Annotated in this window: 10 protein-coding genes; 6 read left to right on the forward strand and 4 right to left on the reverse strand. The window is 63.4% G+C overall.

Annotated elements, in window-relative coordinates; translation table 11 throughout:
• Nucleotides 1–3 precede the first annotated feature (3 nt).
• Together KVO92_RS18225 and ggt are read left to right on the forward strand one after the other, a co-directional pair.
• Nucleotides 4–900, forward strand: coding sequence for an alpha/beta hydrolase family protein (locus tag KVO92_RS18225; protein ID WP_217476933.1), 897 nt, complete (start codon nucleotides 4–6; stop codon nucleotides 898–900).
• 243 nt (nucleotides 901–1,143) lie between these two features.
• Nucleotides 1,144–2,811 (forward strand): gamma-glutamyltransferase, encoded by a 1,668-nt coding sequence (ggt, locus tag KVO92_RS18230; protein WP_217476934.1) that lies wholly within the window; start codon nucleotides 1,144–1,146, stop codon nucleotides 2,809–2,811.
• Between the two features lie 104 nt (nucleotides 2,812–2,915).
• On the opposite strand, the gene KVO92_RS18235 is transcribed toward ggt, so the two are convergent.
• Complete coding sequence (locus KVO92_RS18235; RefSeq protein WP_217476935.1) at nucleotides 2,916–3,188, reverse strand: hypothetical protein; 273 nt, start codon at nucleotides 3,186–3,188, stop codon at nucleotides 2,916–2,918.
• A gap of 154 nt (nucleotides 3,189–3,342) precedes the next feature.
• Between KVO92_RS18235 and KVO92_RS18240 the strand changes: the two genes are divergently transcribed.
• From KVO92_RS18240 to KVO92_RS18250, 3 genes are all read left to right on the forward strand, one after another.
• Nucleotides 3,343–3,993 (forward strand): hypothetical protein, encoded by a 651-nt coding sequence (locus tag KVO92_RS18240; protein ID WP_217476936.1) that lies wholly within the window; start codon nucleotides 3,343–3,345, stop codon nucleotides 3,991–3,993.
• An 852-nt stretch (nucleotides 3,994–4,845) separates the two neighbouring features.
• Nucleotides 4,846–5,055: a hypothetical protein gene (locus tag KVO92_RS18245; RefSeq protein WP_217476937.1), complete on the forward strand. Its 210-nt coding sequence runs from the start codon at nucleotides 4,846–4,848 to the stop codon at nucleotides 5,053–5,055.
• Nucleotides 5,056–5,136: 81 nt separating this feature from the next.
• Nucleotides 5,137–6,138, forward strand: coding sequence for a 2-hydroxyacid dehydrogenase (locus KVO92_RS18250; RefSeq protein WP_217476938.1), 1,002 nt, complete (start codon nucleotides 5,137–5,139; stop codon nucleotides 6,136–6,138).
• An 85-nt stretch (nucleotides 6,139–6,223) separates the two neighbouring features.
• On the opposite strand, the gene KVO92_RS18255 is transcribed toward KVO92_RS18250, so the two are convergent.
• The 3 genes from KVO92_RS18255 to KVO92_RS18265 all read right to left on the reverse strand — a co-directional run bounded on the left by KVO92_RS18255 (nucleotide 6,224) and on the right by KVO92_RS18265 (nucleotide 8,709).
• Nucleotides 6,224–6,388: a hypothetical protein gene (locus KVO92_RS18255; RefSeq protein ID WP_217477318.1), complete on the reverse strand. Its 165-nt coding sequence runs from the start codon at nucleotides 6,386–6,388 to the stop codon at nucleotides 6,224–6,226.
• 371 nt (nucleotides 6,389–6,759) lie between these two features.
• Entirely contained in the window at nucleotides 6,760–7,785 is a 1,026-nt protein-coding gene (locus KVO92_RS18260; protein ID WP_217476939.1) for an AraC family transcriptional regulator, read from the reverse strand.
• A gap of 9 nt (nucleotides 7,786–7,794) precedes the next feature.
• Nucleotides 7,795–8,709, reverse strand: coding sequence for a GGDEF domain-containing protein (locus tag KVO92_RS18265; protein ID WP_217476940.1), 915 nt, complete (start codon nucleotides 8,707–8,709; stop codon nucleotides 7,795–7,797).
• 1,019 nt (nucleotides 8,710–9,728) lie between these two features.
• On the opposite strand from KVO92_RS18265, the gene KVO92_RS18270 reads away from it, so the two are divergent.
• Nucleotides 9,729–12,209, forward strand: coding sequence for a TonB-dependent receptor (locus KVO92_RS18270; RefSeq protein ID WP_217476941.1), 2,481 nt, complete (start codon nucleotides 9,729–9,731; stop codon nucleotides 12,207–12,209).
• Nucleotides 12,210–12,301 lie beyond the last annotated feature (92 nt).

Consider the following 12,301-nt stretch of genomic DNA (forward strand, 5'->3'; position numbering starts at 1 on the left):
CTTATGAAGATCAAAACATCGATGGTGAGAACTGCGCTGCTGATCACTTCGCTACTGGCGAGTGCCTATGCGTTTTCCGCTCCGGGCCCGTCCGCGCCTTGCACCGATTGCGCACGCGGGCCTAATCCGACCGTTGCTTCGCTCAAGAGCAGAACGGGGCCTTTCAGCGTCGCCAAATTTTCAGTGTCCGGGTTTCTCAAGGGCTTTGGTGACAGCACCGTGCATTACCCCACCAACACCAGCGGAAAGATGGGCGCCATCGCGGTCATCCCGGGTTACTTGTCGTACGAGAACAGTATCGAATGGTGGGGGCCACGCCTGGCTTCGCATGGTTTCGTGGTCATGACCATGAACACCAGCACCATCTACGATCAGCCCGATAGCCGCGCCAATCAGCTCAGTCGCGCGCTGGATTACCTCATCGAACAGAGCAACAGCCGCACCAGCCCGATTGCCGGCAAGATCGACAGCACGCGCCTGGGTGTCATCGGCTGGTCGATGGGCGGCGGCGGCTCGCTCAAACTGGCAACCGAACGCTCGCTCAACGCAATCATTCCTCAGGCGCCTTACTACGCGGGGCTCAACAGCTTCAATACGATCAAGACGCCCACGATGATTCTCGCCTGCGGTGCCGATGTGGTTGCACCGGTGGCGGCGCATGCGTCGCCGTTCTATAACCGAGTCCCCGGCACCACTCCGAAGGCGTTTCTGGAGATCTACGGCGGCTCGCATTTCTGCGCTAACTCGGGCTATCCCAACGAAGACTTGCTCGGCATGTATGGCATCTCCTGGATGAAGCGCTTCATCGACTTCGATCACCGCTACGATCAGTTCCTCTGCGGCCCGAACCATGAAGCGAACCTCGCCATTTCCGATTACCGCGAGAACTGCGACTACTAGACCGGCGCGTTTGGACAGAAGGATGGTCCAGCTCGCCTCTGAGCCCGAGAGGCGAGCGCTTTGCGGCCCGATGCCGAGCGGCACGAAGAATGCGCCTCATGGACTCACGACGCGGGCGTGCCATCCGTCGGCGGCCCGTTCCGCGCCCGGGTTCGCTTCGATACTCGTCTATCTTGTTGATTGTTCACCGTAAGCGTTCGCTTCCCGGCGCCCGGCTAAAACCAACAAGAAGGATCGAGCAACATGCGTTCACCTCTCTTCGTCGTCCTGACCGTTTCGTTTGTCTTCCACAGCCATGCCGCGCTCGGCGCCACCCTCGAAGGCGCGGCGGTCGCGGCGCCAGACGCCTACAGCGCCAAGGTCGCGGCAGACGTGCTCCGCGCCGGAGGCAATGCAGTGGATGCGGCGGTGGCAACCGCCTTCACGCTGGCGGTCACCTATCCGGAAGCCGGCAACATCGGCGGCGGCGGGTTCATGACGCTGTACATGGATGGCAAACCCTACTTCCTCGATTACCGCGAGGTCGCGCCCAAAGCGGCCAGCAAGCGCATGTACCTCGATGACAAGGGCGAGGTCATCGAGAACCTGAGCCTGGTCGGCGCCAAGGCAGCTGGCGTTCCGGGCACGGTGTTAGGGCTGTGGGAGGCGCACCAGCGTTTCGGCACGCGACCCTGGAGCGAACTGATCACGCCCGCCATCGGCTACGCCCGCAAGGGCTTCAAGGTGGCCGATCAGCAGTTCCAGTACCGCGAGGATGCCATCGGGCTGTTCAACGGGACGACCAACTTCGAGACCTATTTCGGCGACATGCGTCCTGGAAGCAACTTCCAACAGCCGGAATTGGCCAAGACGCTGGAGCGCATCGCCGATCAGGGCGCGGACGATTTCTACAAGGGCAAGACGGCCGATCTGCTGGTCGCGCAGATGCAGCGTGACGGCGGGCTGATCAGCAAAGAGGACCTGGCCGACTACCGCACCCGGTGGCGCGAGCCGATGCGCATCGACTGGCGCGGCAAGAGTCTTTACACCGCGCCTCTGCCCAGCTCCGGAGGGATCGCGCTGGCCCAGCTCATCGGCATCAAGGAACAGCGAGCCGCCGATTTCAAGGACGTCGAGCTGAACTCCGCACGCTACATCCACCTGCTCGCTGAAATCGAAAAGCGGGTGTTCGCGGACCGCGCTGATTATCTCGGCGACCCGGACTTCTCCGATGTGCCGGTCGCGCAACTGACCGCGCCGGACTATCTGGCGCGCCGCGCCGCTGAGATCAAACCAACGGAAATCTCGGCCACCGAACAGGTACGGCCGGGGCTGGAACCGCGGCAAACCACCCACTTCTCCATCGTCGATGCCAACGGCAACGCCGTGAGCAACACCTATACGCTCAACTGGGATTTCGGCAGCGGCGTCGTGGTGCAGGGTGCGGGTTTCCTGCTCAACGACGAGATGGATGATTTCAGCGCCAAACCGGGCGTTGCCAATGCGTTTGGCGTGGTCGGCAGTGACGCCAACGCCATCGAACCGGGCAAACGCATGTTGTCGTCGATGAGCCCCAGCATCGTCGTCGAGGACGGTCAGGTCAGCCTGGTGCTCGGCACGCCGGGTGGCTCTCGGATATTCACCTCGATCTTCCAGGTTCTGAACAATGTCTATGACTTCAAGCTACCGCTGAAGGAGGCCGTGGCGGCACAACGCGTTCATCACCAGCTGCTGCCCAAGGACACCATCTACTACGATGCCTATGCGCCGCTTACCGGAGAGGTGGCGGACAAGTTGAAGGCGATGGGGTATGTCCTCGAGGATCAGGGTTGGTCGATGGGCGACATCCAGGCCGTACGCGTGGAGGGCAAGACCCTGCAAACCGCGTCGGATCCGCGCGGCCGAGGTGTTGGGATCGTCGTCAAACCCTGAAGATCGGCCGATCAGCCGCCGCGTGTGCGGCTGATCGGTTGCTGCCGGGAGAGAGAGGCCGGGCAGGGCGTGATAACGCGTTCGCGCGACAGCGCCGCGCAGGGCTAGCGCTGTTTCGCTTCGCGCTGCTCGTCCCGCTCCGCCGGCGCGGGGTGCTCGTCGTCCTGGTCCAGAGCGTCTTCGCCGACCTGGTCGGTCATGCGCGGGTCGGGATCGGGACCGGCCGGATTCTGATAACCATGCGCGGAGGCCTCGCCGTTGCGGTCTTGCTGAGACTGATGGGCGTCCTGCCGCTCGCTCGCAGCGTCCTGGTTGGCTGTGACGCCGGTCGCTGTCAGCGCCGCCATCAGGGCAAGGGTCAGGGAAGCGGTCTTCATCGTGCGTCCTCCAGTCGGGGCCTGCTTTGAGGTTCCGACCTGCCACCCCGGTGATTGTTCGAGCCAACCGTCCGGTGGGCGGCCATCGGCGTGCGCGTTGGCACTGCCTGGTGTTCCTGCTGTCTGAGCAGTTCACCACGCACCGAGGCTACCGATGATCGAATGGCTGAAAGACAACCACCAGCTGATCTCGCTGATCATCTCCGCCAGCACCTTGCTGGTCTGGGTGTTCTATGCGCAGCTGCTACTGCTCAACTTCCGTCGCCAGCGCAAGCCGAGCCTGATCATCAATCGCGGCGCCGGCCGGGGGTTGAGTTCGCTATGCCTGATTTCAAATATGAGCGCCGAGCCCATGTTCATCAATCAGCTGGTGGTCTGTCTCGAGACCTCCAAAGGCCCTCTGGAACTCGATGTGACCGACATCCGGCAGAGCATCGATGACGAAGACGGCGACTCGCCTGATCTGCCGATCTACCAGACGACGCATCAGGGCCCATTGCGCAGCGGTGACTTCATCCACATCGGCACCTTCCAGGGCATGTTGCGGCGCATCGCCGAACGGCACGGTATCGAGCTGGACGGCCACAAACCCGCTGGCGACTGGGTGTTCCATACGCTGGAGATTCGCGCGGTGGCGTTCTACGGCCCGGAGCGCCACCCGATCGGCGTGCTGCGGCGATTTCAGCTGGGCGACAACGGGGGGCCGGCTTGCGCGCTGATTCCCGAGAGCCCGTTCACCCATCAGCTGTTGTCGCGCCGTGAGCGGCGCCGGGTGCGCCAGTGGCTGAGGGAGTCGCTCGGATAAACCACCGCAGCCGGGCGCAAGGCCTCGTCATCATCGGCACGCGACCTTTCCATGCTATTCGCCAGCCAGCTCCAGCCCGACCGTAACGGCCTTGTCCATTCACACCGCCGGTCTGCTGTGCAGTTAACGTCGCGCCCTACTGCTGTAGGTGTAGCGGAAAAGGCTGCTTCTGCAGGAACAGGCTCTGCTTGGCGCAGGGCTCTGTGGCCTCTGTCGCAGGTAGAACCTGCTCCTACATCAAGCGCGTGGCGTGGGTGTTTGGGCGGCCAACACGGCGACTTCTGCAGGAACAGGCCCCGCCTGGCGCAGGGGCTCTGTGGCCTCTGTCGCAGGTAGAACCTGCTCCTACATCAAGCGCGTGGCGTAGGTGTTTGGTGGCGGCCAACACACCCTTGTAGGAGCAGGCTCTGCCTGCGACTTCTGCAGGAACAGGCCCCGCCTGGCGCAGGGGCTCTGTGGCCTCTGTCGCAGGTAGAACCTACTCCTACATCAAGCGCGTGGCGTAGGTGTTTGGTGGCGGCCAGCACACCCTTGTAGGAGCAGGCTCTGCCTGCGACTTCTGCAGGAACAGGCCCCGCCTGGCGCAGCGGATCTGTGGCCTCTGTCGCAGGTAGAACCTGCTCCTACATCAAGCGCGTGGCGTGGGTGTTTGATGGTGGCCAATACGCCCTTGTAGGAGCAGGCTCTGCCTGCGACTTCTGCAGGAACAGGCCCCGCCTGGCGCAGGGCTCTGTGGCCTCCGTCGCAGGTAGAACCTGCTCCTACATCAAGCGCGTGGCGTAGGTGTTTGGTGGCGGCCAGCACACCCTTGTAGGAGCAGGCTCTGCCTGCGACCGGAATGCCGCCGCGCTGATGGGGTTGTACAAGTTTCGCCAGCGGACCGGTGCCAGTACGGATTACACCGACCTGCGGGTCGATAACTTCGAGCGTCGGTTGCTGACCGACTTCATGGTCTCGACCGATTATCTGCGCCATCAGCACGAGGCCAATCCCAAGGTATCCTTCGTTGGCTACCGTCTGCCCTGCAGCAACCCCTACGCAAGGTTCGACGGACTGGCCTGATGATCCGCCGCGCCAGCATTCGCGGCACAGGCAATGCTGCGGCGCCAGCGCCGCCTGAGACCTTTTCGCAGGAGGTGGGCCATGCGCGTCGCGGTGTTCAGCACCAAAGCTTATGATCGTCGCTTTCTCGAGCAGGCGAACCAGGCGTTTGGCCACGAGCTGGTCTACTTCGAACCACCGCTCATGGCGGAAACGGCCACCTTGGCCGCCGGTTTCCGGGGTGTCTGCGCGTTCGTCAATGACCGGCTCGATCATCAGGTGCTGCGGCAGTTGCAGGCCGGCGGTACCGAGCTGATCGCGCTGCGCTGTGCGGGCTTCAACAACGTCGATCTGGTCGAAGCGGAGCAGCTCGGCATCACAGTGGTGAGGGTCCCAGCCTATTCGCCGCATGCGGTGGCGGAGCATGCCGTGGCCTTGCTGCTGAGCCTGAACCGCATGACCTTTCGTGCTTACAACCGGGTGCGCGAGGGCAATTTCTCGCTCGACGGGTTGCTCGGCTTCGATCTGTGCGGCAAGACGGTCGGTGTGGTCGGCACGGGCAAGATCGGTTTGATCTTCGCCGACATCATGCACGGCTTCGGGTGCACGGTGCTGGCCAGCGATCCCGTTCCCAGCCCGGACGCCAAGGCATTCATGCGTTACGTCCCGCTGGAGGTGCTGCTGGCCGAGGCGGACATCATCTCGCTGCACTGCCCGTTGACCCCGCAAACCCATCACCTGATCGATGCGTCGGCGATAGCCCGGATGAAAGAGGGCGTCGTGCTGATCAATACCGGGCGCGGGCGGGTGGTCGATACGAAAGCGGTGATCGATGCGCTGAAAAGCGGCAAGATCGGCCGGCTGGGATTGGACGTCTACGAGGAGGAAGAGCAGCTGTTCTTTCAGGACCTGTCACAGCGTGTCATCGGCGATGATCTGTTCATGCGCCTGACCACCTTTCCCAACGTGTTGATCACCGGGCACCAGGCGTTCTTCACCCATGAGGCGATGAGTCAGATCGCCGAAACCACGCTGGCCAATATCCGCGCATTCGAACAGGGTGACGCGCTGCTGCACCAGATCTGCGCTGATCGGCTGGTCTAGACCGTGCGCCCGGGTTGGGCGTTGGGGCTAAGCTGAGGGTCAGGGTGCAGCGCAACAGCCGATACCGCCGGGCAGCGGCCGCGTCTCAGCGTGTCAACTCGCCGATCAGCATGCCGCACGAAACGCGGAAGATCTGATCGCCGCGCCGGATCGTGAGCGGTCTCCTTTCCGCGATCACCGCGCCATTGCCGAGCATGCGATCGATGTGCGTGCGCAATTGATGGTATTGCCTGGTGTAGTCCCGCTGCAAGGAGCCCCCCATGAGTGCCTGGAGTCGATCAGTTGATGGGTAAGACCCACGACGAAGCGATTTGTCTCGCCGCTCCTTGCGTTCATTGCCAGTGACCCGGCCGGCGGTGCGCTACTGCTGCGTTGTGCAGGGTGCTAGTATCACAAGGCCATTACGGCTTTGCCTTCGTGAGGTTCGCGCAATGAACGAACATGCCATCCCGGTGCTTGTCGCATTTCTGGCCCTGGCCGGCGTTGCCGCGTTTCTGCTGCGCTGTGCCTTCACCGCCTTGAACGATCGACGAACCGCGCGCGGCACTTCGCCTGTACGGCGACCGGCACCGGCCAGGCGGACCGGGCACTGATCATCGCCGCATTCGCGCGCAGCCGGCATCAGCTGTCGAGCAACTGGCGCAGGGCGCTCGGTGCGAAGCCTGTCCAGCGCTTGAACGAACGTCGGAAATTGGTGGTGTCATTGAAGCGCAGATAGCCTGCTACTTCCTCGTTGCTGTAGCCCTTCATCTGGTAGAGATACAGCGCCACGTGCTTGCGCACCTGATCGATCTGGTCCTGGAAACCGGTGCCGTGCTTGTGCAGCTTGCGTTTGAGCGAGGCGGGGCTCATGCCGAACGCATCGGCGACGCGCTCCAGATTCAGCGGCTCGCGGATGTTCGCGTACAGGTGGTCGTACAGCTGGTCGATGAAGCTGCCCGGCCAGCCAAGGCTTTCGAGCTGTGCGCCGCTCGCCTGATGCGCGACCTGCCCGGCGATGGCGCAAGCGCCGGGCCAGGGCTTGTGCAGGTACTCCAGCGGCAGGCTCATCATGGTCATCTGGCTGGCGAAGGTCAGCGGCTCGCCCAGATGCACCCAGTACTGCTCGACATGCCGCGGTTGCGGATAGGCGAGGTGGAAGCGCCACGGCAAGCGCTCGCCGGACAGCCGTCTGCTCATCGCGACCACGGCAGTCAGGCTGGCCTCGGTGAGAAAGCGCTGCTGGTCGCCGGCGCCACAGCTGTCGGTCCAGTACAGGTACGCCTGCTGCCCGTCGAGCAGCAGGCGGGGTGTGAACAGCGGACAGAGCAGGGCACGGAACTGCTGCAGCTGTTCCAGTGCCTGGTGCAACGTGCAGGCATGGGTCAGGGCGTGGCTGACCTCGCCATAGTGCCCTGGTAGCAGGCGCTGGCCGAACAAAAAGCTGCTGTCGTCGGCCCCAAGCAATCGCTGTGCGTTGTCGATGAGCGTCAGGAACTGCCGCGGGCTGATCCGTGCCTGGCCGCCGACGACGTCCTCATAGAACAACCCGCTGCCGCGCAGCAGCTGGTGGCTGTCGATCCCGCGTGACAGCGCCAGATCGATCAGCACGGCTGGCTGGTGATGGGCGGCGATAAAGCGCGTATCGCAATCGTAGCCGGGCGTCATGGCCGTTCCTCAGGCGCAGCGTGGTAGCTGCTGCTTGGTTTTCGCCAGGTTCAGGTTGAGGCGCTTGAGCAGCTGTTCGGCGTCCTCGTCGAAGGCCATCACGGTGCCGGTGCTGGCCTTTAGGTGCACGCGCTCGCCGTGCTGGGCCGTTCGGTGCGCCAGGCTGGCCACGGCCTGTTGCAATTCCGCGGCAATCAAGCGGGCCTGGGTCTCGCCGGTGTTCGGCAGTACGGCGACGAAGCGATCCCCGGCCAGGCGGCAGAGCAGGTCCTGACGGCGCAGGTTGAGCAGCAGCAACTGCGCGATAGCCTGCAGGACGGCATCCCCCTCGGCCTGGCCGTAGCGCTGATTAATGGTGTTGAAATCGTCCAGGTCCACGACCACCAGCGACAGCGGCTGCTGTTCAGCCTGGGCGTGACCGAGCGCCAGCTGCACCTGCTGGCGCAGGTATTCCGCGGCGCCCAGCGGGGTGAGCTTGTCGAACAGGCGGTGCTCGCGGAAGCCCTTCTCGCGTTTGCTCATCTGCTGGCTGATGGCGCGCTGTTCCTGGTTGAGGTGGTAGATGCCGAGGGTCAGCAGCAAGAGGCCGATGGGCATCGGCGCGGTCTCCAGCCAGTTGTCCCAGACCGCCAGTTCCGGCAGCTGGATGAACTCGTCCAGGGTATCCATCCACCAGGAGAAGAAGACGCAGGCCAGGCCCAAGGCCAGCAGCCGGGTTACGCGACCGGCCGGGCGGCTGTGCAGCAGCATGATCAGCCAGGCCAGCGCGAGCACGGCTGAGCCGCCTTCGCCGGCCACGTCCGTCCAGTTGATCTCGGCCCAGGGCTTGATCTGGCCGGTCGCCAGATAGACCTGCAGGCCGAGGTTGGCGACGAAGGCGAGGCCGAGCAGGGTAAGGGTGTGGAGCTTGAGCAGGGATTTCATCGGGTCTCCGTGGCGAGGCGCGCGCCAGTGTGTGAGGGCACGGAAACAGATGAATGTGACGGTTGGATGAATGGGGTGGGGGTTGAATTGGCTCAGGTATTTTTAGGGCTAGGTTTAAAAGGCGCCGCTGCTTAGGTTCAGCGTTAGGCTTATTGGTGAGTGGGCTGAGAGCTTGGTTTCGCCCTGCTGGGCGAGTCCCTTTTGGCAGCCGCCCCAAAAGGAACCAAAAGGTCTTGCCCCTGCATCCGGGTCTCGCTTCGCTCGACTTCCCTCACTCCATCGCTGCTCCGAGGGTCGCCGCGCAAGGGCCATCCATGGCCCTTCACGGCTCTCGCGGCATCCATGCCGCTCGCCCCCCCTACGCAGCGATTCCATTCGGCCTTCTGATGGGGCGTCCGGCGGTGTCTGATGGTTCGCTTGTCAGCAAAGAAGCAAAGCACCCCGCGTCTCGTAGGATGGGTGCAACCCATCAAGCTTTTGCGATGGGCTTCGCCCATCCTACGTTGTGAATCCCACCCAACAATGCCGAGGCTTTTGGTCTCTACAGACCAACAGACGACACCGAATGCCCCATCAGAAGGGTGAGCGGAATCGTTGCGTAAGGGGTTGAGCCGCATGGATGCGGCGAGAGGCTTAAAGGGCCAGGGATGGCCCTTGTAAGCCGACCCCTGAAGCAACGATGGAGCGAACGAACCCGAAGCGAAGCGCAGGGCCGGATGCAGGGGCAAGCGTTTTTGCTTACTTTTTCCGCGTCTGGAAAAAGTGAGTCGCCCAGCAGGGCGAAACCAGCGTCCAGAACCGCGCGAAAACGAGCAGCGGCACGAACCGCTACCTCACATAGACCCCACCCAGCGGCCACCAAACCAGGTCAAATCAGCTCAATTCCCACCCCAAACTCCCCCAATAAGCCCCCGCTGGCGCCCCAGCATCACCCGCTGTCACAGAACCGCCATATCCCAACCCTACCGTCCGCTCCAGTTCCGGGATGGACCCGGTAATCAGCGTTCGGGGGATTGTTCATGAGCACACACCGCAGCGGCATCCGCCATGCAGGGTTCCGCATCAGCCTGCTGGCCCTGGCCGTCAGCGCCGGTTCGGCCTGGGCCGAGGAGCCGCTTGTCATGGAACACGTCGAAGTGATCGGCCAGGCCGTCAGCATCGACGAAGCATTGAAGGAACAACGCAACTCCGACAGCGTGAAGAGCGTGGTCCACGCCGACGGCATCGGCCAACTGCCGGACGACAACGCCGCCGAAGCCTTGCAGCGCATCCCCGGCCTTTCGGTCGAGCGCGACCAGGGTGAAGGCCGCTTCGTCAGCGTGCGCGGCATCGCGCCGGACCTGAACAGCGTCACCATCAACGGAACCCTGGTGCCCTCGCCGGAAAGCGGTCGTCGCGCCGTGGCGTTGGACGTGCTGCCCTCGGAGCTGGTGCAGTCGCTCTCGGTGGTCAAGACGCTGACCCCGGACATGGACGCCAACTCCCTCGGCGGCACCATCGAGGTGGAAAGCCTGTCGGCGTTCGACCATGACGGGCTGTTCTACAGCCTCAGCACCGAAGGCAGCTACGACGAGAACGTCGGCAAGACCAGCCCCAAGTTTTCGGGCGCCATCAGTAACCGCTTCAGCCTGGGTGATGGCGTGGACAACTTCGGTGTCGCCGCTGCTCTGAGCTGGCAGGAGCGCGACTTCGGCTCCGACAACGTGGAAACCGGCGGCAAGTGGGATTTCGAAGACGGCGCCCGGCTCGAGGAGTTCGAGCAGCGTGACTACGAGATCACCCGCGAACGCGCCGGGGTTGGCCTGAACTTCGACTACCAACCGGACGACGTCAGCAGTTACTACCTGCGCACCCTCTACAGCCGCTTCAAGGACAGCGAAACCCGCAACGCCGCCGGGGTCGAGTTCGAGGACGCGCAACTGGCCGGCGAGCTGGGCGATGCCGAGGGCTGGCGAGAGGTCAAATCGCGTGAGGAAACCCAGACCATCCAGTCCTACGTGTTCGGTGGCGAGCGGATGATGGGCCTCTGGACGCTGAGCGGGCAGGTCGGCTACAGCGAGGCGCGCGAGCGCAACCCGGGCGGCATCTCCGGCGCGACCTTCGAGGGCGACTTCGCTGACGTCGGCTTTACCAGCACCACCAAACCGCGGCTGAACGTCGATCCGTCCTTCTACGATCCGGCCAGCTTCGAGCTGGACGAGGTGGAGTGGGAAGAGAGCGATGCCCGCGACAAGGAAAAGAATATCCGCCTGGATCTGGCCCGCGAGTACGACATCCAGGGCTATGCCTCCCAGTTCAAGTTCGGCGGCAAACTCAGCCGCCGCGACAAGACCAACGACGTCGACGTCTGGGCTTACGATGACTTCGATGATCTGACCCTGGCCGACTACCAGCACGGCACCGTCGACTACGGTCTCGGCCGTTTCGGACCCGGCATCAGTGCCGGCGCCCTTGAAGACCTCATCGGCGGCCTGGACGCGAGCGCGTTCCGGGACGAAGAAGAGTCGCGCATCGGTGACTTCGACATGAGCGAAGACATAAACGCCGCCTACTTCATGAACACCCTGGACCTGGACAAGTGGCGCATCATCGCCGGCCTGCGCTACGAGGGCACCGAGTTCAGTGCCAAGGGCACCGGCATCCGCGAAGGCGAGTTCGAATCCATCTCCAGCGATAACCGCTACGACCATTGGCTGCCCGGCCTGCATGTGCGCTACCAGCTGACCGACGACACCCAGCTGCGCGCCGCCTGGACCAATACGGTGGTGCGGCCCACCTTCGAGCAGTTGGCGCCAGGCTTCGTCATCGATGGCGACGAAGCGGAGTTCGGCAATCCCGACCTCAAGCCGCTGGAGTCGATGAACTACGACCTCGGCATCGAGCACTACATGGGCCGCGCCGGCGCGGTGTCGGCGTACCTGTTCTACAAGGACATCGACAACTTCATCTACAACACCGACGTGGCCGGCACCGGCCAGTGGGCTGACTTCGACCAGGCGCTGAGCTACGAGAACGGCAGCAGTGCCAAGCTCTACGGTGTCGAGCTGTCCTACTCGCAAAAGCTCGACTGGCTGCCGGCGCCCTGGAACGGCGTATTGCTCGGTGCCAACGCCACCTTCAGCAAGTCCGACGCGGATATCGAGGGGCAGGGCAGCCGTCGCAGCATCGACCTGCCGAACCATTCCGACACCGTCGGCAACCTGATGGTCGGCTGGGAAAACGACGTCTTCAACATGCGGCTGGCAGCCAACTACAAGTCCGAATACCTGGCGGAAGTGGCCGGCATCGACGACGAGGCCCACGACCTCTACGCCGACGAGCAGCTGTTTCTCGACTTCAAGGCCGGCTACTTCATTACGCCGAACCTGCAGCTGACGGTCGAGGCGCTGAACCTCACCGACGAGTCCTACTTCGTCTACACCGGGCGCAGCCATTACAACGCCCAGTACGAGGAATACGGCCCGACCTACAAGCTCGGCCTGACCCTGACGCACTTCTGAATCCGACCCTTACCGACACTTTTTCGCCGCCCCGACGCCGTTCCGTCCCCCTTCGGACCGGCGCCGGTCAGCGGCTGCTGAATGGAAAAACC

Origin of the sequence: Stutzerimonas stutzeri (assembly GCF_019090095.1) — a bacterium.
Taxonomy (GTDB): domain Bacteria; phylum Pseudomonadota; class Gammaproteobacteria; order Pseudomonadales; family Pseudomonadaceae; genus Stutzerimonas; species Stutzerimonas stutzeri_AN.